The sequence below is a fragment of the Pseudarthrobacter sp. PvP004 genome (assembly GCF_017876035.1).
Taxonomy (GTDB): domain Bacteria; phylum Actinomycetota; class Actinomycetes; order Actinomycetales; family Micrococcaceae; genus Arthrobacter; species Arthrobacter aurescens_A.
In genome coordinates this window covers 1,283,943-1,306,051 of the sequence record NZ_JAGINL010000001.1, presented here as the reverse complement: position 1 = coordinate 1,306,051, position 22,109 = coordinate 1,283,943, and the positions used below count along the sequence as shown (strand labels likewise).

Genomic DNA, 22,109 nt, shown 5'->3' with positions numbered 1-22,109 from the left:
ATGACGCAGACTCAACCTGAACTCGGACTGCAAGTCAGGCATGGACTGGCCTGGAGCAGTATCAGCAACATTGTCCTGCGTCTGGGGAGCCTGGCTGTGGGCATAGCACTTGCCCGTCTCCTCAGCCCGGAACAGTTTGGTGTGTTCGCCGTGGCGCTCACCGTACAGACGGTCCTGATGACCATGGCAGACCTGGGCATGAGCGCGGATCTCATCAGGTCCGAGGATCCGGAACGGAAAGCACCAACAATCGCAACATTGGGCGTAGTAGCTGGGACAACGCTTGCAGCCGCTATGGCCTTTTCAGCTCAGGGCACAGCTGAACTCCTCGGCAGCCCTTCGGCTGGTCCTGTCATCGCCGTCATGTCTTTCTCACTTTTCCTCGCCGGCGTGGGCGTGGTGCCATACGCAACCTTGCAACGCGAATTTGCCCAGCGGAAACTTTTCATCGTCGCGCTGGTCGATTTCACCGTAGGAACGGCCCTGGTCCTCCTCCTGATCATTGTGGGTTGGGGTGTTATGGCGCTCGCGGCCGGTCGCCTGATCTCCCAAGCCGTGTCCCTGCTGGTGCAATTCAGGCTGGCCCGAACGCCCTTCCGTTTGGGTTTCGACAAATCCATCGCTCCGGCAGTGATTGCGTTCGGCCTTCCTGTGGCAGGCGCGAACCTTTTGTCATGGGCGCTTTTGAACGTGGACAATGTGGCCATTTCGCGGCTGGCGGGTCCGGTGGCGTTGGGCTATTACTTTCTGGCCTTCAATATTTCGACGTGGCCAATGAGTGCATTGGGCCAAGTGGTGCGTTCCGTTGCGCTCCCGGCCTTCGCCCGGATTTCCGGCACCATGCGGAAGGGGAGCTTTGGGATATTGCTCGGACCCGTGTGGGCCGTCGCTTTGCTGGCCGGAATCATGCTCGCCCTGCTAGCCGCCCAGCTCATAGAATTCGTGTACGGGGCACGTTGGCTGCCAGCGGCCAGCGTACTCGTTTGGCTCGGGTTGTTCAGTTCCTTACGCGTTGGATTCGACCTTGCCGCCTCGTACCTACTTGCAAACGGTGCGGCCCGGGCAACCCTTTTCGTCCAAGTCGCCTGGATCGCCGCACTCATTCCAGCGCTGACTTTCGGCGTCATCATTGGCGGGATTGCCGGAGCAGCGGCGGCCCACTTGATGGTGGCGTTCGTCGTCGTCGGCCCTGCTTATGCCTTCGCTCTTCACCGGAACGGGGCGGACATATGTGCGGCGTTTCGCAGCCTGTGGCCCCCGTGTCTCGCGGCAATACCTGCTGCAGCGGCAGCCATGGCGGCCGCTATGCCGTTCGACGGTCCAGTGGAGGGGCTCCTGGCCGGGGGCACCGCCGGCGCAGGAACCTACGCGTTGCTGCTGTGGCGTTGGGTCCTCCGCCGTCTCGGTGAGGTGCGGAGCATGCTCGGCAACGATGACAACGGTCCGGTGAGCGGAAGCCCCACTCCCGGTCCACTCTTGGTGAAGACTAAAGTCAGTCAGCCAGCAAGCTTTGCTCCTGCACAAGCCGACACGGTCACTGTGGTCATCACGTGCTACAACTATGGCCGATTCCTCCGGCAGGCGGTTGAGAGCGCCCTCACCCAGAACGATGTGACAGCGGATGTCATCGTGGTTGATGACGCATCCACGGACAACAGCCATGATGTAGCCCTGGAACTGGCGGCGATGTCCCACAGGGTCAAAGTACTGCGCCACCAGAGTAATCGCGGACCCGTGATTTCGTTCAATGATGGCGCCGCAGGTGCACAGGGCGAGTTCATGGTCCGGCTCGACGCTGATGACATTTTGACACCCGGTTCCCTGCGACGCGCCGTCGACGTTGCGCGCGCCTATCCTTCAGTTGGACTCGTCTACGGACATCCCTTGCACTTTGAGGCCAAAGAGCTTCCAGCTCCACGGCTATCTGCAAAGGCATGGACAGTGTGGCCGGGGCGGGAATGGCTCGGGGAGAGGTGCCGGAGCGGAGTAAACGTCATTACTTCGCCTGAAGCTTTGATGCGACGATCCGTCCTCCAAACCATCGGATACCAGGCACACCTCAAGCACACGCACGACATGGAGATGTGGCTCAGGATCGCCGCCTTTGCCGATGTCGCCTACGTACATGGAGCCGACCAGGCCTGGCACCGTGAACACGCGGACAGCCTGTCGGCCACAGGGATTGATGAATTGGAGGACCTCAAGGCACGTCGGGACGCCTTCGATGTCCTGTTCTCCGGTCCTGCAGCCAAGATTCCCGAGGCCCCGGAGTTCAAAGCCAAAGCCCGGCGTGCCCTGGCGAACGATGCACTGACCCGGGCTTGCCACGAATACGACCGGGGGAGTGGCGCGGCGCCCAAGTCCGAGGCCTTCGCAGCACTCGCCGCTGAACTCGTGGATAACCCCACAGAACTTGAGGCTTGGAACAGTTACGCCAGAAGACGTGCGCTGGGGCCGGCCCTGGCTGGCCAACCTTTGTGGTCCGGACCTCCGAGGCTGGCCCGCAGAATCCGACACACATTGCAGATACGGAGGTGGCATAACAGTGGTGTCTAATAACCTCCGAACCGACCCAGTCAGCGAGACGCTCGCCGTAGTCACGCCCAGCTACGGCCCCGATCTGGAACTCTGCAAGGACCTGAACCGCTCGGTTTTGACAATGACTGCCGCGGATGTGGTCCACCACATCATTGTGCCGCGGAACGACCTGACCGAGTTCCAAAGCCTCGCCGGACCACGCACAGTGGTTCACGATGCCAGGGAATACCTGCCACTTTCATTCGTCAAACTCCCGTGGCTCAACATGTGGGTCAACGTCGCACGGCCATGGCCGCCGGTTCGTGGGTGGATATGCCAGCAAATCATCAAACTTGCCGTCGTGGCGACACTCGACGCACGGGGAGTGTTGCTCATGGATTCAGACAGCGTCCTGGTCCGACCCACCACCCTGGACGCCTTTAGCGTGGACGGCGAAGTTTGCATGTATCGAAAACCAGGAGGGGTCGACCATACGCTGCCGGGTCACCGACTGTGGCACGATTCGGCTCGAAGGCTGCTCGGAATACAGCCGCCCTCCGACGGCGACCTCACCGACTACATTTGCTGGCCTTGCCTGTGGGAACCACACATTGTGCGGCAGATGCTGCTGCACATCGAAAACACAACCGGCTCGGCTTGGAGCACAGCCGTGGCGAGCCAGTTGCGATTGTCCGAAATGATGCTCTATGGGATCTTCGTAGACGAAGTCCTGGGCGGGAAACGGGCAACCTCAACAACGATGAAGGGGACAGTCCACTCCGCAGAACAAGCGCTGAGCGGGGCAGAGATACAGCAGTTGCTCAGTTCAGGACCACACGACGCCCTCGCAGTCATGCTGTCGGCCAAGGCCGGCATTCCGTTGGAAACAAGGCGGCGTGCACTCAAGGAGTTCACAGACCACATCAGCGAGACGGGCAGGACGGCACAGCCATGAACGCCAGCCAATCAACCGCAGCCCACGTCCTGTCCCGGCTCAGGCGCGACGGCTGGTCCTCGCTGGGAAGGCAGGCTCTCAGGAAAGGAGCACGCGCAGCGCTCGAAAGATGGAGCCTCGCCGAACCGGATTTCCCCCTGCGCGATGAAGACATCACCGACCCGGCAGGGCTTGTGCATCCACACGATGCCCCCCTCAGGATGGGTCCCCTGACAATTGGATGGGTATGCACCCCACCCGGCCCCGGTTCTGGAGGCCACACGACGTTCTTCCGTATGGTCCGTGCGCTGGAGGATCGAGGGCATCACTGCATCCTCTTCCTCTATGACCGAAACGACGACGACGTATCCCGGCATGAAGCGGTCATCCGGCGACACTGGCCCCTGATGCGCGCAGAAATTCGCAGCGCGACGCAGGGCATGGACGGTATCGATGCCGTCGTGGCGAGTTCATGGTCATCGGCGCACGTCATTGCAGCCCGATCCCATCACAGCGTCCATCGTTTCTACTTCGTCCAGGATTACGAACCCTATTTCTACCCGCGCGGCGCCCTCTACTCACTGGCCGAGGACAGCTATCGATTTGGGTTCACCATCATAGCGCTGGGCGACATGATCGGCAGTGTCCTGAAGGCCGAACTGGGTCAACTGCCGGAGACCACGGTTCCATTCGGCTGCGACACGGACATCTATCACTTAATCCGAAACCCGCATGGGCGATCCGTACGCAGTGGAGTGGTCTTCTACGCCAAGAAGTCGGTAGACCGCCGGGGATACCTCATCGGCAAGATGGCCCTCGAAGAATTCCATTCACTGCGGCCCGATCAGGAAATCCATGTCTACGGGGACGAGACTTCCGGTTGGAACATTCCCGTCACGAATCACGGGAATCTCTCGCCGCAGCAACTCAACGAGCTGTACAACCAGACCATAGCCGGCCTGGCAATCTCCTTCACCAACATCTCGCTGGTGCCCGGCGAGCTCTTAGCGGCCGGGAACGTCCCCGTTCTCAATGATTCCCTTTTCTCCTCCCAGGAATTGACAGATCCCGACGTCGTCTGGGTACCGGTATCACCCCACCGGCTTGCCGCGGCGCTCGCAGGGGTAGTCAGCGCCTCTGACATTAATGAGCGCGCACAGCGAATCGCACAGCGGCCGCGCCCGGACTGGTCGCAGTCCCAAGCAGCGTTCGCCGGAATTGTGGAGTCGCGCTGCACTAGGCACCAGCGGTGGGAATTGACATGAAGCGCAGAAACCGCGAGTTCAATGTCCTTCCGCCCAGGCCGGAGGTCCAGCTGGTGGATTTGGACCTCACCCCGGGTCCTGGCAGACGCGTTGGTTTGCTGCTGAGGATTGCGGCATTCGGGATCTTCTTCTTCCCATCCAACATGGTGGTGAAGCCGTTGGGCGCCATCGGGACAGTGCCCCTGCTTCTGGCCCTTCTAGTTCTGGCGGTGTGGCTGTGTTCCGTACTATTCGGCTTACAGAACCCTCTGAGCCCGCGTCACCCGGGACGCATCGGGCTGGTCCTGCTGTGGGTCGGAACCTGCGCCTCCTACGCAGCTCTGTATTCGGGTTATACGGGGGGTAGTTCCGTAACTGCGCGGGCGGCCGCCGACCGCTGGCTCATCTTGCTCCTTGCGAGCGCCGGCATCATTCTCGTCACAGCCGAGGCTGTGCGGACACTCAACGATGCATTGTCCCTGTCCCGGGCAATACTCGCCGGAGCATTCTTCTGCTGCGTCGTGGCTGTACTTCAATTCTTCTTCAGGTTCAATCCCATGGAATGGGTGCAGGCCGCAATGCCAGGGTTCACGGACAACGGAGGAAACACGCCTTTCCAGATGCGCGGCTTCATGATGCGGGTCTCGGGCAGTACTTTTCATTCCATTGAACTGGCCGTGGTTGCTTCCATGCTTTTGCCGCTCTCCATATGGAGAGGAATCTATGACAAGAGTGGACGCAAGTGGCTCCATTGGTTGGGAACGTCCCTCTTGGTCTTTGCCATAGCATCCACGGTATCCCGGTCCGGCATCCTTGGATTGGTCACCGGGCTTCTCGTCTTCATACCCTTTCTGCCACGAATCGCCCGGCGGTGGGCTTTGGTGGCAACACCCGCCGTCATAGCCGTGCTTTTTCTGGGCGTACCGGGGCTGGTCGGCACCTTGACAGCCTCGTTTACGGCGGGCGAAGACGACCCTTCCATCACTACGCGAACCAACAACTATCCGAGGGTGGCCGCCATGGTCGCCGAGCACCCCTACTTTGGAGTTGGTCCCGGGAATTACATGCCCACAAACGCCATCTACATCCTGGACAACCAGTATCTGAACTCTTTAGTCACGATCGGCGTCGTCGGACTGATCGGGCTAATTGCCTACCTGGTCATACCCGGCATTTCAAGTCTGCTGGCCGCCCGGGCATCCCGGATTCCGGCCCTACGGTGCTTTACCGGCGCTGTCTCCGCGGCGGGTGTCATCGCGGCCGTCTGCTCCCTCACCTTTGATTCAATGTCGTTCCCCGTCTTTGCCTTGATGTACCCCTTCATCGTGGGGTTGGCAGGAGGGTCATGGATCATGGTTCGACGTGAACTGGAACTCCGAAAAGAAGTGCCATCGATAATTGGCAACAGCCCGGTGCCGGCGGGACCTGCACCCAAGACTCCCAAGGGGGAGACATGGATCCAATAGCAGTTCTCAAGACCCTGTGGCACCACAAAGTCTTTGTCCTGCCAGTGCTGTTCCTGACCGCATTCGCAGCCGTCTACATGTACTCTTACGCGCCCAGATCATATGAGGCCCTGACGACCTACGCGATTGTGAATCCAAAAATCCCGTCATCCCAGGAAATAGAAAAGGACCCTGCCCTAGGTACCCTCAATACCGATAATCCCTATCTGCGTTCGGCCGATTCATCATTGATAACCCAAGTCATCACCACCCGGCTGAATGACGCTTCAACCAGCGAAGCGCTGGACAAGGCCGGCCTGGCTACCGACTACAAGGTGGAGCGTCCGTCAGCGGCGTTCCTGGTGGAGATCAGTGCCGTTTCAGATAGCGAAGACATCGCGTTGGATACTGTGCGTGCCCTTGGAACACGATTGGAACAGGAACTCCAAACAATCCAGACGGTCAATGGCGCTTCTGACCGGTACCTGTTCACCTCCTTGGTGGTCGCTGTGCCGGATAAGGCAACTGAACAGTTCTCAAGCCGTCTGAGATCGCTCATAGTGGTGGTGGTTGCGGGCCTGGTCCTCACGTTGGGGGCGGTATCAGTGGCACGATCGGTGGAATCGGCACGCGAACGGGCCAGAACAGAACGCACATCATCCGTTCCGACCAGGAAGGGCCGTAAAAAGCGCACGGGTGAAGCAGTGAACCCGGAGGGTGAACGCGCCGCGCCCTCCCATGCGGACACCCTCTCCGAACTGGAAACCCTGGTGGAGTTGGGTGTGCCCTCACCGAAGGAAGAGCTGCTCCGGCAACGTAACGCCGTTCAGGGCATCCTGAATGCCGATGCTGACCATAGGGCTCCCAACAAGAGAACGACTGTCTGACCAGCACCGCTACTGAACATGGCAACCAACGAACGACCGAGGCGCAGAAAGGTGGGACATGGTTCGTTTCGGCTACTTCGTGCCTGAGTTCCCAGGACAAACACACGGCTTCTTTTGGCGTGAGCTTCGGGCACTCACGCAGTTGGGACTTGAGCCTGAACCGGTCTCAACCCGGCGGCCGCGGCAATTGGCTCTCCTGCCGGAGTGGGCACGCAATGAAGTGGCGGCCACCCACTATTTGACACCGCCCAGCATCAAAACCTTCATGGGCGGGGGCACAAGAGCTTTTCGCGCTGTGGCCGGCGGCCGCCTGGGCGCCATCGTCCGCAGCGCGGCCAGTCCCTACGAGTCTTCCCGTGACCTTGATAGCCCGCGGCTGGGCTACGCAGTTGCACGCGCCGCGGCTCTGCTCTGGGCTGGCGGGGAACTTGCCCGACACGCGGAGACACGTCAGTGGGACCACGTCCATGTGCACTCATGTGCAGACGCCGCACAAGTAGCTCTCTTCGCACATGCCATTTCCGGTATACCCTACAGCCTGACCCTGCACGGCCCTCTGAGCGACTACGGGCCCAACCAGCTCCGCAAATGGCAAAACGCCGAGTTCTCGGTGGTCATCACGGCACGGCTGCTGGCCGAAGTCAGGGAAGCCTTGGACGGCCATCTGCCCGGAGAAATCCGGGTAGCGCCCATGGGCGTGGACTTGGACACCTTTAAACGTGTGGCACCTTATAAACCTTGGTCAGGCCAGGGCCAAGCCAGGATTTTCTGTTGCGCACGGTTGAATCGAAGCAAAGGCCATGCGGATCTGCTCAAAGCAATCACCATAGTTATGAGTTCCGGCTTTGATGTGCACCTGACATTGGCCGGTGAGGACGAGCTCGGTGGTACTGGTTACCGACAGGAGCTTGAACGTCTTGTCCGCGAGCTTGGATTGGAACGCAACGTGCGTTTTTTGGGTGCGGTCCCGGAACACAAAGTCCGGGAAGAACTTGCCGCAGCGCATCTTTTCGCCTTGGCGAGTCACTCAGAACCGCTCGGAGTCGCCATCATGGAAGCCATGGCCATGGGAGTGCCCGTCGTAGTGACATCCGCGGGAGGTGTCCGGGAACTGGTAGTGGGGGGTGAGAGCGGAATTCTGGTGGAACCCCACAACCCCGGCCGGCTCGCGGAGGTAATTTTCGAACTCCTCCAGCATCCCGACAAAGCCTTATCAATCGCTGAACAAGGGCGTTCCAGGATTGAACAGGCTTTCGATGTCAGAACCAGCGCGCTCGTACTGGCTGAACTGATGGAATCGAAAATCCGGAGAGGCAGAACATGAAGCCGCAAACAGCATGGGTCCTGGGTGCCGTTGCCATTGCGAGCATTGTCCTCGCAGTTGCCGCGGCTGGCGGCGGTGCCCCACCTTCTCCATCCGCGACCAGCGCATCCAGCGCCTCGCCGACACAGAATGTCACCGCGGCGCCGATAGCCCTTCGCCAAGTAGACGGCGGACAGGCCTACTACGCCCAGTTCAGAGCCGGCCTTCCCGCTGAGGATTCGTTCTTTCCCATCGGTGTGTGGCTGGAAAGTGTCCTGGACAAGGGAAACGTGTCCATGGACTCCGATGCCGGCATCAACACATACGTGGAGCTCACTGCCAACTCGAACGTTCAATTGATCCGGGACTCCGGTATGTTCGCACTGCCTTCCTTCCCGCATGAAGCCGCTGCCGGCTACACGCTCAGCGACGAAGTGGACATGTGGGCGGGCCCGGGCGACGCTCAGTGGACAGGCAACTACCCTGGCGAGGGACCCGTCTGCTCACCGGACGGAACACCGTGCGGCTACACGATCCAAAGGGACCGCCGTGCCTTGGCCCCCAAAGAAGCCATGCTCTACGCCAACTACGGCAAAGGCGTTACGTTCTGGGAATCCGACACGGTAGCGGCAAAGTTTGTCAGAGGCCTCCAAGACGTGGTGTCTGCAGATAACTACTGGTTCACGGATCCCAATATCTGCGGAAAAGGCGAGGGCGGAGCAATCGTGGACTACACCCGGGATCTGAACCCCGACGAGTGCAGGCTCGCAGCAAACTATGGCTGGACCATAGACCGGCTGCGTGCGCTCCAGGACCCATCTGCAATGATCCCCGTCTGGGCCTTCATCGAGAACGGTCATCCATCAGGTGATGTAGAGGGGACTAAAACCATTACTGGCCCAGAGCTGCGGGCCGCAGTTTGGAGCAGCCTCATCCACGGCGCCCGCGGAATCATCTACTTCAACCACAACTTCGGCGGACCCTGCGTAACCCAACACGTCATCAGAGACTGCGGCAAAGACATCGTTCCCACGCTAACGAACGTCAACAAGCAGATCACAGCCCTGGCACCGGTCCTGAACGCGCCATTCCTGGACAACGCGGTCACAACAACCGGCCCTGTAGACCAAGCCACGAAACTCCACAACGGCAAGGTCTACGTATTCGCAGGAGCGAACAACAACACAGCCGGAGCGGCAACCTTCACCGTGAAATGCGGCGGCAGCACCGCCGTCGTGATCGACGAAGACCGAACCATCCCCATCGTGGACGGAACCTTCACAGATACATTCGCAGACGGCAACGCCGTCCACCTCTACCGCATCGAAGGCGGCGGCACCTGCGGCTTCTGACTACCGACTACTCTCGTCCCGCTCCCAAGCGGGCACCACTTTGCGGGAGAACAGGGGACGACGGCGGCCCGCACCGGCGAATACGACGTAAACGGCGGCATCAAACGCCGTCAGCGGCCCCCTCACCGAGGCGAGCAACTCACGTAGAGTCCGAGCAGCAGACGCACCACCTGATACTCGATCCTGCTCCCCGTTCCCCCGATATGTCCGCCTGAGGACAGACAACAAAGCGGTGCACGTCCGTGGCGTCCTGACCACCACAGGCTCGGTGGGCAGCACTGCCTTCTCTTCATCAGAAAACAACCGGTCTACGTAGTAGTCATCACCTGTTAGCGCAGGGAAAGTCCCCAGCCGCTCATGTCCTGAATAGCTCAGGGCATACGCACCTGCACCCCAGAGCCCCTGGGCGTTTCCCGGTATCCGACACCGGGCGCGGTAGTAGGCCCGGACCAGCCACGAGGCACCCGCAGTGTCATAGCGGAACGCAGGACGTGCGGCCAGCACTGTGTTGCTCTCCAGCGCCCCAAAGACCGCACGAAGCGCTGGGGCGCTGACCTCGATATCGGCGTCCAAGTAAAGGCGGGGCCAACGCTGCGTTGCTTGGTCACCAGCATTCAACGCCGCAGTCTTGGATGCCTCGGCCACATGAAGGACGCGGACACCCTCACACCGGGACGCAACGGCCTCAGTGCCGTCCATGCACCCATTACAAGCCACCACGACATCAACAGTGCCCCACTCGATAACCTCCCTCAACGCCTCAAGCGTCCGGCTTATAACGTTGGCCTCGTTATGGGCCGGGATAATGACAGCACCCTGGGGATGGGACCCGGTCATGGCATAGCTGCGGTCGTGGTCCGCGTAGCGTGGGGCAAGGCCTCCCAACGCCGCTGACTAAGGACCGCCAACGCTGCATCCCGGTGTCCGGGTTTGTTCAAACGGGCAACCTCCGCGGCCAGGACCGCACCCCGGAAAGCCAGCGCACGCCCGCGCCCAAGATACTTGTCTGCATAGCGGACCCGATTAACCGACATCAACGCAGTCAATTGGGGTGACGTGCCCGACCCCCCACGTTCGTGCCACATCCGGGCCGCAGGCTCAAACCAGATGGAGAAACCCGCGTCCCTCACCCGGTGGCAATAATCCGTTTCTTCCGAATACAGAAAAAACTGCTCATCCCACGCACCCACCGCATCAGCCGCCTCGGCACTGATCAGGAGAGCCGCACCCGTAGCCCAGTCAACACAATGCCCGTGCAAGTAACTCTCCGGGTCAAAGTCCATCTCAGACAACCATTCCGGTCTGGCCTTCACATGACTGCCCAACGCCGCGTCACCAAGCGCTCGCAGAACGCCCGGCTCGCGGCGCAACGACGGGTAGATACTTCCGTCATCGTCCAACAGGACTGGAACAACCATGCCGGCCCCCAGCTCTTTCATCCGCCTAAGCATGGCGGCCACTGCTCCAGGTTCTACGCGGAGGTCCGGGTTGAGGACTAGGTAGCTGCCAGCCTGGCCGGCCACGGACAACGCGGTGTTGATACCGCCGGCATACCCGAGGTTTCCACCCGTGCGAACTGCTGTGACGTCGGGGTGGTGCGACAGTTCAAGGAGGGTGCTCTCATCGGGAGAGTTATCTGCCACCACCACCTTGATCGACTGATCCGTAGTTTCCTTCCGCAGGCTGGCGAGCAGCGGCCCGACATCGTCGGCATTGTTGTAGGTGACCACAATTACGGCGACGTCGGCCTTCTCGGTAACAGACACGAAAGGTCCCGGAGCCCGGCTGGGCACGGGTTCCGGGACGGCGTATGCGGTGGTGGAAAGCAAAGTTCTGGGCTCGATGTCGGAACTGCTCCACATCCGCAACTTCACGTACGCCTCCGGCCCCTCCACCAAATAGCGGCGTGCCAACCGGCGTGGCTCCAGCATCAGGCGCCATGCCCATTCGAGGCTGTGCGAACTGGCCCATGAGGGAGCACGCCGGACGTTCCCCGCCAGGAAATCCACCACGGCACCAAACGCCAGCAGGACCTTGGCGCCTGTCAGGTGGCCGTACTCGGCTATCCACAGTTCCTGTCGGGGTTTTCCCAAACCAACCACCAGGACGTCGGGGGCTGCCGCCCGTATCTCCTGGGCGAGCATGCGGGAGGCTGCGGCATCCCCCAGCGTGGACCTGGCAGGAGCCCACCAACCAACCACGTTCAGCTCAGGCCTCTCCGTTGCAAACTTCCCCGCGATCAGTTTCTGGGTCTCTTCTGAACCTCCCAGGAACCCCAGGCGCAAGCCCCGTGCCGCTGCGCCAGTCAGGAGGGGGTGAATGAGGTCGCTGCCGGCAAGCCGGGGCCACGTCCTCGACGTCAGGCGCCGCGCCTCGGTGGCCAGGGGTGCGCCGTCGATCAGGGTCAACCATTCGACAGGTGCGGGCGGGTCCAAGGTGCCCATCCAGCGGCTTCCGGTTCCGAAGTGCCGGACATGATCCAAATTTGCTGAGCAAACGCCCAAGGGTGGCGCATCGGGGGAGCCAACACGATCCAAAATTTCCCGAATCGCGCCGTCAGCTTCCATGAGCCTGACCGGGACCCCGCCCAGGTTCACCCAAGGAGCCCCCGCCACCGGCTCTGCGGAACCGGCCACACTTTGGTGCCGCTGATGACGCGGGCTTCCGGCTGTGACACCACGTCGCGGGTAAAGGTGGGGGACTACCCTGTGGAGCAGATCTCCAGTGGGCAGGATTTTCGGTAGCAGCATTCTCGGCTCCAACTCAAGGCATTACCATGTGGCCGACGACCCGAGGCTGCTGCACTGCCTGGATCGTCGGTGGCGGACCTGTGCCGCCGTGTCAACATGTTCATTTGAGTTGTCTCCCGGCCTCCTGCAAGAGGCTGCCGTACGGCTACTTTAGGACGTTTCGCAGGACTCCGCTAGAGCTGCAGGCTCCTGAGGAACTCAGCGAGGCGCTGAGTTGCCGCCGGGGGATCAAAGCCGGTGGCACGGATCTTGGATAAGTCCAGGACGCTGCTGCGGGGGCGCGGCGCAGTTCCCGGCCCCATGTAGTCCGCGGTGCTGATGGGCGTCACCCGTTCCGGGTCCGCTCCACTCAACCTGTACACGTCCCTGGCAACTCCGGCCCAGGACTGCCGCTCCCCGCCATTACTGAGGTTGTAAGTTCCGTAAGGGGCTTGATGATCAAGCAGGTGCCGAATTCCCGCAGCGATGTCTTTTGCGAAGCTCAACCGCCCCCATTGGTCATCCACTACCGATGGCGAGGCGCCCTTGGCCGCCAACGATGCCATGGTTCGAACAAAGTTTCTCCCCTCGCCCACAACCCAACTTGTCCTGACGATGTAGTGCTTCCGCACTGCCGCTACCGCCGCGTCACCTGCGGCCTTACTCTGACCGTAGACTCCCAGGGGAGTGGGCACCTCATCTTCGAAGTGGACCTCTGCTGTGCCGTCGAAAACGTAGTCACTGGATACATGGACCAATGTCAGTGAATGCTCGACGGCGGCACGAGCCAGGCGGGAAACAGCAGTTGCGTTGACGTTCCAGGCAGCTGCGCGACCTTCCGGAGTTTCGGCGGCATCCACCGCCGTGAACGCGGCGGCGTTGATAACCGCGGAGTAAGAGCGCCAGTTGACGGCGCGGTAGGAGGCTTCAGAGGTGATGTCGAATTGCGCGCGGCCAGCGAACTCCACCGTGGCGTCCCCTTCGAAGGCATGCCGGAGTGCTGTGCCTAACTGGCCCTCAGCTCCAAGGACCAGCGTGCGGCGCCCCGGCATGGGAACAACGTCCGCGAGGCGCGGATGCTTCTTGTCCTGTGGAGACAGAATGGCGCTCTTCAAGGGAATCGGCCAGGGCACGGCGACGTGTTCGTCGGCAAGGTTGAGGAAGGTGTAGTCCCTCTGCGCCTCCGCGCTCCAATGGTCGTTGACCAAGTACGTATAGGCGGTGTCGTCTTCCAGAGTCTGGAACGCGTTGCCTACGCCCCGCGGGACAAACACGGCGTCGTGGGCAGTCAGTTCAGCGCAGAACGAGGTCCCGAACGTTGGACCTTCGCGGAGGTCTACCCAGGCACCGAAGATGCGGCCGGAGGCCAAGGACACGAACTTGTCCCATGGCTCGGCATGAAACCCACGAATCGTTCCGCGTGCTGCGTTGAAGGAGATATTGTTTTGCACCGGCCCGAAGTCCGGGAGGCCTATGTCCCGCATCTTGGCCCGGTGCCAGTTCTCCTTGAACCAGCCTCGTTCATCACCATGAACTGCCAGTTCAAACAGCAGCAAGCCTGGAATGGGCGTGGTCCTCGAGTGCAGTTGCTCTGCCGGTTTCACGCCCTAATGTCCTTGGCCTGCGTATTTGGACTCTGTGGCTGCCTTTTGCGGCCGCCACCAGTGTTCGTTGTCCCTGTACCACTGAACCGTGTCCGCCAGTCCGGCGTCGAAGTCCGAATATCGGGGGGCCCAACCAAGCTCGCGTCGAAGTTTGCTTGAATCGATGGCGTAACGGAGGTCATGACCGGGCCGGTCGGTCACCAGATCATAAGCATCGCGGGGTTGTCCGGCGAGCGAGAGCAACATCTCAACCACCTCGCGGTTGGACCGTTCACCGTCGGCGCCTATCAAGTAGGTTTCTCCCACGCGGCCGCGCTCCAATATTGCCAAGACTGCGGAGGAATGGTCCTCCACATGGATCCAGTCACGAACGTTCCGCCCTTTGCCGTAAAGGCGTGGACGGTCACCGTCAAGGATGTTGGTGATCTGCCGCGGAATGAACTTTTCCACGTGCTGATAGGGGCCGTAGTTGTTGGAGCAATTACTGATGGTCGCCCGGAGGCCGAACGAGCGCACCCATGCGCGGACCAACATGTCCGATCCCGCTTTAGTAGCTGAGTATGGACTGGTGGGACGGTAGACGGACTCTTCAGTAAAGCGGTGAGGATCGTCCAAGGCCAGATCTCCGTACACTTCATCAGTGGAAATGTGATGGAAACGGATGTCATGCCTGCGCGCCGACTCTATGAGAGTGAAAGTTCCCAGCAGGTTGGTGTCAAGGAACGGACGGGGCTCCGCAAGTGAGTTGTCGTTATGCGATTCAGCTGCGAAATGGACAACTGCGTCTACGGAAGAGGTTAGTGAGTCCACCATGGCGGCATCGCATATGTCACCTTCGAAGAAAGCGAACCTGCTTGACGGCAGTCCTGAAAGCGATTCAATGTTGCCGGCATAGGTCAGTTTGTCCAGGACCGTGACATGGAGGCGGGTGTGCTCCATGATGTAGTGAACGAAATTGCATCCGATGAATCCGGCCCCGCCGGTGACAAGGATTCTCTGCATGGCCATAGCGTAACCGCCGAATACGGTGCTGCGCAGCGGGAGAGGACAGTTAGATGCGCGGAATTATTCTTGCTGGCGGTACGGGTTCCCGGCTTCATCCCATAACGCTCGGAATTAGCAAGCAGCTGGTTCCAGTCTTCGACAAACCCATGATTTACTACCCGCTTTGTACGCTGATGCTGGCCGGCATCCGCGACATCCTGATCATCACAACGCCAACGGATGGCCCTCAATTCGAGAATTTATTGGGAAATGGCTCCCAATTCGGGATCAACCTCAGCTACGCCCGGCAACCAACGCCCGACGGGCTTGCTCAGGCGTTCATCCTGGGGGAGGAGCACATCGGAAGCGGCAAAGTGGCCCTTATCCTGGGCGATAACATCTTCAACGGCCCCGGCATGGGCAACCAGCTCCGGCACTATGCCGATGTGGACGGCGGTGCAATCTTTGGCTACTGGGTCAAGGACCCGTCTGCCTACGGCGTGGTCGAGTTCGACGACCATGGCATGGCCGTCTCCATCGAAGAAAAACCCACCGTTCCCAAAAGCAACTATGCCGTTCCGGGGCTCTACTTTTATGACAACAACGTGGTTGCCATGGCCAAGGACCTGAAGCCATCCCCGCGCGGGGAACTGGAGATCACGGACATCAACAGGACGTATATGGAGCTCGGCCGGTTGCATGTGCAGAAATTTCCCCGTGGAACCGCATGGCTGGACACCGGTACATTCAGCGACCTGAATGACGCGTCAAACTATGTCCGTACCACCGAGAACCGGCAGGGTTTGAAGATTGGTGCTCCCGAGGAGGTGGCTTGGCGAATGGGGTATCTGACCGATGACGAGCTCCGCCAGCAGGCCGCCAAGCTCGCCAAGAGCGGCTACGGCCGATACCTGTTGGACATCCTGGATCGCGAATAGGCTGGACTACGCTGCAGAAACGTCCTCGAGAGCGCGCGCAATCTCAGCCGGCAGCGCCGTCAATTGAGCGTCCAGGAGTTCCTTGAGCTGAACAGCGTTTCTGGGCCCTACCACTGCGGTGGAGACGCCGGGCCTGGAGAGCAGCCAGCTCAGCGATACGTCCATTGGTGTCCTCCCCAGCCCGCGCGCTGCCATGGCCACAGCTTCCACCACGCGGGATGGCCGCGACTCGAGGTACGGCTCTACGTAGCCAGCAAGGCGAGTCTGGGCGGCACGCGAATCAGCAGGAATTTGTCCACGGTATTTGCCGCTCAGCACACCACGGCCCAAAGGCGCCCATGCCATCAGCCCCAGTCCTGCGTCTTCCACGGCAGGGATGAGTTCGTCCTCGGCTTTGCGCTGAACGAGCGAGTATTCGGACTGGTTGGCCACCAGAGTGAAGCCGGCCACTGCCGCTGCCTTGGCCGTCTGCCAGCCGTTGTAATTGGAGATACCCACGTAGCGTGCACGCCCGCTTCGCTGGGCTAACTCCAATGCTGAAAGGGTTTCGTCCAAGGGCACGTTCGGATCCCACTCGTGGGCGAACCAAATATCGATGTAGTCGGTGCCGAGCCTGGCGAGGCTGGCATCAAGGGCGGACAACATCGCGCCGCGGGAAGCATTGATACTGCGCCTGGAGTCCGACGACGACACGCCGGCTTTCGTGGAAATCACAATTTCCGATCGGGCCACCACATCGCCCAGCATGGACCCCAACATGGCTTCTGCCCGGCCTTGGGCGTAAGACGCTGCCGTGTCCACAACAGTGCCGCCGGCGGCAACGAATTCATGGAGCAGTTCGGCAGCGTCCTGCTCGTCGGTCTCCTGGGCCCAGGACATGGTTCCAAGGGACAATGAGGACACACGGAATCCACTGTTTCCGACATAACGCTGCTGCATAGCAGTTAGCTTACGGGGAGTTAGAGGACTTCATGACGTAGGGTCTATTCACGTGAACTGGATAGAAGCAGCCTTGCTGGGCCTGGTGCAGGGCCTCACCGAATTCCTCCCGATTTCCTCGAGCGCACACCTGCGGATTGTCGGATCATTCCTTCCGAATGCCGCAGACCCCGGTGCTGCCTTTACGGCCATAACGCAGCTGGGAACTGAAACCGCCGTGATTGTCTACTTCTGGCGTGACATAGTACGGATCGTCCAAGCATGGTTCGGCTCCCTCACAGGCAAGGTGGAGCGCAACAATCCGGATGCCCGCATGGGTTGGCTGGTCATCCTGGGCAGCCTGCCGATCATCGTCCTGGGCCTGTTGTTCCAGGACCAGATCGAGTCGGTGCTGCGCAGTATGTGGATCGTCGCCACCATGCTGATCGTCTTCGGCATGATCCTTGCTGTTGCCGACGCCGTTGGCAGGCAGGAGAGGGATCTCACGCAGCTGAGCTACAAGCACGGCATCCTCTACGGCTTTGCACAGGCCATGGCCTTGATCCCGGGCGTTTCCCGCTCCGGAGGCACCATCACCGCCGGCCTGCTCATGGGGTACACACGTGAAGCAGCCGCCCGGTACTCCTTCCTCTTGGCCATACCGGCCGTGTTCGGCAGTGGCCTCTACCAGCTCTACAAGACAGTTTCCAACGAGGGACTCGCTGGTCCCTATGGCCTCCCGGAGACTGCGCTGGCCACAGTCATCGCTTTCGTGGTGGGTTACGTCATCATTGGCTGGTTTCTGAAGTTTGTCTCCACCCGCAGTTACCGGCTGTTCGTTTGGTACCGGATTCTCCTTGGCTTGGCCTTGTATGTCCTGCTCGGTTTCAATGTGATCAGTGCCTAGCACTAAGGTTGAGTAGTGAAATCGTGGACCTCCCGCCCTGTTCCTGAGCTGCCCGGCAGCATGCCGCAACTACGGCTGTACGACACAGCCCTTGGCCGTGTGGTGGACGTCGAGAGACAGCCGGAACAGTCGATGTATGTCTGCGGCATCACGCCGTATGACGCCACCCACATGGGACACGCAGCCAGTTACGTGGCTTTCGACCTCCTGAACCGTGCCTGGCGCGATGCCGGCGTCCGGGTGTCCTACGTCCAGAACGTCACGGACATCGATGATCCGCTTTTGGAGCGGGCCACGGCCACTGGCGTGGACTGGCGCGAATTGGCGCAGAGCCAGATTGACTTGTTCCAGACAGACATGGACGCTTTGAATGTCCTCGCTCCGAACCATTACATCGGTGCGGTGGAGGCCATCCCGGACATCGTTCCCGCCATCGAGCAGCTCATTGCAGACGGCGTGGCCTATCGCGTTGCCGGCTCCGAAGGAGAACCTGACGGCGATGTCTACTACGACGTCGAGACGGCAGGCAAGCGCTCGGATGCCACTGACGCCTGGACGCTGGGCGACGTCTCCGGCCTCGGCGAAAAGGAGATGCTGGAGCTTTTCGCTGAACGGGGCGGCGACCCCACCAGGGCCGGGAAGCGCCATGCCCTCGATCCTTTGCTCTGGCGCGTCGCCCGTGACGGCGAGCCGAGTTGGCCAGGTTCCACCCTCGGCGATGGCCGGCCTGGCTGGCACATCGAATGTACCGTGATCGCTCAGAAGTACCTTCCCGCTCCCTTCACCGTTCAGGGTGGTGGCTCGGACCTGGTGTTCCCGCACCATGAAATGGGCGCCGGCCACGCCTATTCACTGTCCGGAGTCCCGCTGGCGCGCCACTATTCACACGCCGGCATGGTGGGGTTGGACGGCGAAAAGATGAGCAAGTCCAAGGGCAACCTGGTTCTTGTCTCAAAGCTTCGCGCTGCCGGTGAGGAACCTGCGGCAATCCGCCTTGCAATCCTTGCCCACCACTACCGCTCTGACTGGTCATGGACCGATGCGGAGTTCGCCGAAGCCAAGGACCGGCTCAAGCAGTGGCGTGCGGCACTGGATCATGCCCCGGCCGGATCCGCCGCGGCCCTCATATCAGCCATGCGCGATGAACTTGCCAATGACCTCAACGCTCCAGGTGCCATAGCCGCCGTCGACCATTGGGCCGCGGAAGCTATTCGCTCCGGCTCGGACAAGTCCGAGCAGGACACCGCGCTTGTCACGGATGCCATCGACGCTTTGCTTGGGGTTGAACTCTAGACCACAACAGAAAACGCCAACGGCCCTGACTTCGCGTCAGGGCCGTTGCTGGTTTCGGCGGCATTAATCCGTCAAGGACGTTCTTTGCCGCGACGTTTTAAATACCGCTCAAACTCGCGGGCGATGGACTCGCCGGACGCCTCCGGTAGATCGGCGGTGTCCTTCGCTTCTTCCAGTTGCCGCACATAGGCAGCAATCTCAGGGTCTTCCGTTGCAAGCTCGTCCACGCCGCGCTCCCAGGCTTCAGATTCTTCAGCCAATGCCTGGCTATCCAAGGGAACCTGCAGCAGGTCCTCGATCCTGTGCAGGATCGCCAGCTGCGCCTTGGGGGAGGGCGGCTGGGCAACGTAATGCGGAACTGCTGCCCACAGGGAGACCGTCGGCAGCCCTGCCAGCATCGCGAACTCTGCGAGCACACCCACAATTCCCACTGGTCCCTCGTACTGGGAAGCTTCCAGGTTGAGGCGCTCCCGCAGGGAACTGTCCTCGGTGGTGGTGCTCACCGGAATTGGACGGCTGTGGGGAACGTCGGCGAGGAGCGCACCCACCAAAATCACGGAGTCCACTTTGAGCGCTTCAGCATGGACCAGCAGTTCGGTGGTGTAGGCCCGCCAGCGATATGAGGGCTCAGTGCCCAGAACCAGAACCACATCCACGTTGCTGTCCGGAACTTCAGCTTTGTAAATCCGCGTTGACGGCCATTTCACCTTTCGGGCGCCTGAGGATGTACGCCGCACGGTTGGCCGCGTGAACTGGAAGTCGTAGTACTCCTCGGCGTCCACAGTGGCAACCTTCTTGCCGTCCCAGAGCTTGTTCAAGTAGTGCAGCGCATCGCTGGCAGCCTCACCGGCGTCATTCCAGCCCTCAAACGCCGCGAGCATTACGGTGACGCGCTGGCCGTCCGCGGGTTCCTTGAGGAAACGCTCGGGCTCCGCGGTCATGTCCTGTCCTTCGGGGGTCCCGTCCACACTGTTCATCCACTCACCCTACGTCCAAGACCCTTATGGATGCATGGCATTCCGCGCCGAAGCGTGTCCGCGATTCGCCCACAGCGCAACGCGGGGACAGCCGCCCGCCAGGTTCCACGTAGACTGGAAACCATGCATTCGTTACCCAGCCAGCCCCTCCTCAAAGCCGTGCTCTGGGATATGGATGGCACACTCGTGGACACCGAGCCCTACTGGATCGCGGCCGAGCGTGCGCTGGTGGAATCCTACGGCGGCACGTGGTCCCAGCAGCAGGCCATGCAATTGGTGGGCCAGGCTTTGCTTCACTCGGCAGCCGTGCTGCAGGCCGCCGGCGTCAGGCTTGAGGCCCGTGAAATCGTGGACACCCTGAGCACACAGGTCATCGAACAGGTCCGAAAAGAAGTCCCGTGGCGGCCAGGCGCCCGGGAACTGCTGGATGAACTCCACCAGGCAGGCATCCGCTGCGCCCTCGTGACCATGTCCGAGGGCCCCTTGGCCGGCGTCGTGGTGGAAAGCCTCGCCAAGCCCTACTTCGAGTTCATGGTGACGGGCGATACTGTCACCAACGGAAAACCGCACCCCGAGGCCTACCTCACGGCGGTGGAACGGCTCAGGCTGGACGACCCGTCCGTCACCGTTGACAACTGCGTCGCTTTGGAGGATTCCATCCCAGGTGCAACTGCCGCTATCGCGTCGGGTGTGGTCACAGTGGGAATTCCCCATCAGGTTCCCCTCCCGGAAGACCCCCGGATGATCACGTGGCCCACGTTGGTTGGCCGCACCGCACCCGATCTACAGCAGCTCGTGGCTGACCGTTTCGCCGCAGCAAACCTGCTTGAAGGGGCCAACTAGGTGAGCAGCCCATCCACACAGCATCACACGCAAAACAAAAAGCGGGACGGCATCCCCCTCGGAAGAATCGCGGGCATTCCGGTTTACCTGGCATACTCGTGGTTTGTCATCGCAGCTTTTACGGTGATCGTCTACGGCCCGGTCCTGATGGACTACATGCCCTATCTAAACAACTGGGCATACTTCGTAGCGCTGTGCATTGCCCTGCTGCTCGCCCTCTCTGTCCTGATCCATGAACTTGCACACGCGCTCAGCGCAAAAGCCTTCAAGTGGCCCACCGAAAAAATCGTGCTCAATCTTTGGGGCGGACACACACAATTCGAGAACTTCACGGCTTCGCCGGGACGTTCGGTTGTTGTCGCCCTGGCTGGACCCGCTTCCAACTTCCTGGTGGCCGGGGTGATGTGGGCTGTGATGTCCACCGACCTGCTCAGCGGCGTGTCCGCAACCTTGGGCGACATTCTGATGCGAGCCAACCTCTTGATCGGCATCTTCAACATTCTTCCCGGAATGCCACTCGATGGTGGTCGCTTAGTGGAGTCGGCCGTCTGGAAGGCGACCGGCAGTCAGGACAAGGGCACTATCGCTGCCGGCTGGTCCGGCCGGATCATCGTCGTCGTGCTGGTCATCTTGTTTATCGGCGTTCCCTTGATCAGTGGCGCGTGGCCGGACCTCACCTTCATTGTGATCACCGTGCTGGTGTGCGGCTTCCTCTGGATGGGCGCCTCAAGCTCCATCCACCACGCAAAGCTCCGCAGCCGTCTCTACTTGGTAAGTGCCGCCGGCCTCGCTGAGCCGGCACTAGGCGTGCCGAACTCGGCAACAGTGGCTGACGTCCTGGACATTTCACCCACCGGAAGTCCCGCCGTCGTGATTTGCGGCCCCGACGGCAAACCGCAGGGAGTTGTGGATTTCAGCGCAACACTCGCGGTGCCCGCCGCTGCCTCTACGACGACGCCCGTCACCGCTGTGTCGCACGCCCTGGCTGCAGGGGCTTACGTTCCGGAATGGTCGAAGGGGCAGGAATTGATCCAGTACTTGGCCCGACTCGAAGGCGGCGAATACGCTGTGGTGGACCACAACGGCATCGTCACCGGGCTGCTCCGGCAGCAGGCGGTAGTGACGGCCATAACAGGTAAGGAAGCACGCAGGAGCGGGCGCGCCTGACTGCGTTGCCGGTAGAGTTACATGCCGGCGGTTATACAAAAGAGACCCATTGATTTTTTGGCGCCCA

General features: G+C 60.9%; 18 protein-coding genes. 12 read left to right on the top strand and 6 right to left on the bottom strand.

Annotated features, from left to right (window positions below; all coding sequences use genetic code 11):
• The 7 genes from J3A64_RS05960 to J3A64_RS05930 are packed head-to-tail and all read left to right on the top strand — an operon-like array spanning position 1 to position 9,682.
• Positions 1-2,556: an oligosaccharide flippase family protein gene (locus J3A64_RS05960; RefSeq protein ID WP_210063803.1), complete on the top strand. Its 2,556-nt coding sequence runs from the start codon at positions 1-3 to the stop codon at positions 2,554-2,556.
• Positions 2,549-3,472: a DUF6492 family protein gene (locus J3A64_RS05955; RefSeq protein ID WP_307807163.1), complete on the top strand. Its 924-nt coding sequence runs from the start codon at positions 2,549-2,551 to the stop codon at positions 3,470-3,472. Before J3A64_RS05960 ends, J3A64_RS05955 begins: the two co-directional genes overlap by 8 nt.
• Entirely contained in the window at positions 3,469-4,716 is a 1,248-nt protein-coding gene (locus J3A64_RS05950) for a glycosyltransferase family 1 protein (RefSeq protein ID WP_210063802.1), read from the top strand. The genes J3A64_RS05955 and J3A64_RS05950 overlap by 4 nt, the downstream gene beginning before the upstream one ends.
• A complete protein-coding gene (locus tag J3A64_RS05945) occupies positions 4,713-6,161 on the top strand; it encodes an O-antigen ligase (protein WP_043806100.1) in 1,449 nt (482 codons plus the stop codon). The genes J3A64_RS05950 and J3A64_RS05945 overlap by 4 nt, the downstream gene beginning before the upstream one ends.
• On the top strand, positions 6,149-7,027 hold the full coding sequence (locus J3A64_RS05940) for a hypothetical protein (RefSeq protein ID WP_011774845.1): 879 nt from the start codon (positions 6,149-6,151) through the stop codon (positions 7,025-7,027). The genes J3A64_RS05945 and J3A64_RS05940 overlap by 13 nt, the downstream gene beginning before the upstream one ends.
• A 58-nt stretch (positions 7,028-7,085) precedes the next feature.
• A complete protein-coding gene (gene epsE, locus J3A64_RS05935) occupies positions 7,086-8,351 on the top strand; it encodes an exopolysaccharide biosynthesis GT4 family glycosyltransferase EpsE (RefSeq protein ID WP_210063801.1) in 1,266 nt (421 codons plus the stop codon).
• Positions 8,348-9,682, top strand: a complete 1,335-nt coding sequence (locus J3A64_RS05930) for a hypothetical protein (RefSeq protein WP_210063800.1) — start codon at positions 8,348-8,350, stop codon at positions 9,680-9,682. Before epsE ends, J3A64_RS05930 begins: the two co-directional genes overlap by 4 nt.
• Here J3A64_RS05930 and J3A64_RS05925 read toward each other — a convergent pair whose 3' ends face one another.
• The 4 genes from J3A64_RS05925 to rfbB form a co-directional block, all read right to left on the bottom strand.
• Positions 9,683-10,519: a glycosyltransferase gene (locus tag J3A64_RS05925; RefSeq protein ID WP_014921916.1), complete on the bottom strand. Its 837-nt coding sequence runs from the start codon at positions 10,517-10,519 to the stop codon at positions 9,683-9,685.
• Complete coding sequence (locus J3A64_RS05920; protein ID WP_210063799.1) at positions 10,516-12,432, bottom strand: WecB/TagA/CpsF family glycosyltransferase; 1,917 nt, start codon at positions 12,430-12,432, stop codon at positions 10,516-10,518. Before J3A64_RS05920 ends, J3A64_RS05925 begins: the two co-directional genes overlap by 4 nt.
• A 173-nt stretch (positions 12,433-12,605) precedes the next feature.
• Complete coding sequence (locus J3A64_RS05915) at positions 12,606-14,015, bottom strand: bifunctional dTDP-4-dehydrorhamnose 3,5-epimerase family protein/NAD(P)-dependent oxidoreductase (RefSeq protein ID WP_210063798.1); 1,410 nt, start codon at positions 14,013-14,015, stop codon at positions 12,606-12,608.
• A 3-nt stretch (positions 14,016-14,018) separates the two neighbouring features.
• On the bottom strand, positions 14,019-15,017 hold the full coding sequence (gene rfbB / locus J3A64_RS05910) for a dTDP-glucose 4,6-dehydratase (protein WP_043471321.1): 999 nt from the start codon (positions 15,015-15,017) through the stop codon (positions 14,019-14,021).
• A 53-nt stretch (positions 15,018-15,070) separates the two neighbouring features.
• Between rfbB and rfbA the strand changes: the two genes are divergently transcribed.
• Positions 15,071-15,937 (top strand): glucose-1-phosphate thymidylyltransferase RfbA, encoded by an 867-nt coding sequence (gene rfbA, locus J3A64_RS05905; protein ID WP_011774852.1) that lies wholly within the window; start codon positions 15,071-15,073, stop codon positions 15,935-15,937.
• Between the two features lie 6 nt (positions 15,938-15,943).
• On the opposite strand, the gene J3A64_RS05900 is transcribed toward rfbA, so the two are convergent.
• Positions 15,944-16,876, bottom strand: a complete 933-nt coding sequence (locus J3A64_RS05900) for an aldo/keto reductase (RefSeq protein WP_011774853.1) — start codon at positions 16,874-16,876, stop codon at positions 15,944-15,946.
• A gap of 52 nt (positions 16,877-16,928) precedes the next feature.
• Here J3A64_RS05900 and J3A64_RS05895 point away from each other — a divergent pair, with 52 nt between their 5' ends.
• Together J3A64_RS05895 and mshC are read left to right on the top strand one after the other, a co-directional pair.
• Positions 16,929-17,762 (top strand): undecaprenyl-diphosphate phosphatase, encoded by an 834-nt coding sequence (locus J3A64_RS05895; RefSeq protein WP_011774854.1) that lies wholly within the window; start codon positions 16,929-16,931, stop codon positions 17,760-17,762.
• Positions 17,763-17,777: 15 nt separating this feature from the next.
• Positions 17,778-19,055 carry a cysteine--1-D-myo-inosityl 2-amino-2-deoxy-alpha-D-glucopyranoside ligase gene (gene mshC, locus J3A64_RS05890; protein ID WP_011774855.1) on the top strand — a complete coding sequence of 426 codons (1,278 nt, stop codon included), beginning with the start codon at positions 17,778-17,780 and terminating at the stop codon, positions 19,053-19,055.
• 71 nt (positions 19,056-19,126) lie between these two features.
• Here mshC and J3A64_RS05885 read toward each other — a convergent pair whose 3' ends face one another.
• Positions 19,127-20,032 carry a PAC2 family protein gene (locus J3A64_RS05885; RefSeq protein WP_210063797.1) on the bottom strand — a complete coding sequence of 302 codons (906 nt, stop codon included), beginning with the start codon at positions 20,030-20,032 and terminating at the stop codon, positions 19,127-19,129.
• Between the two features lie 30 nt (positions 20,033-20,062).
• Here J3A64_RS05885 and J3A64_RS05880 point away from each other — a divergent pair, with 30 nt between their 5' ends.
• The gene (locus J3A64_RS05880) at positions 20,063-20,875 is read left to right on the top strand and encodes an HAD family phosphatase (RefSeq protein ID WP_014921922.1); all 813 of its coding nucleotides are present in this window, start codon (positions 20,063-20,065) and stop codon (positions 20,873-20,875) included.
• Entirely contained in the window at positions 20,876-22,042 is a 1,167-nt protein-coding gene (locus J3A64_RS05875) for a site-2 protease family protein (protein ID WP_014921923.1), read from the top strand.
• Positions 22,043-22,109 lie beyond the last annotated feature (67 nt).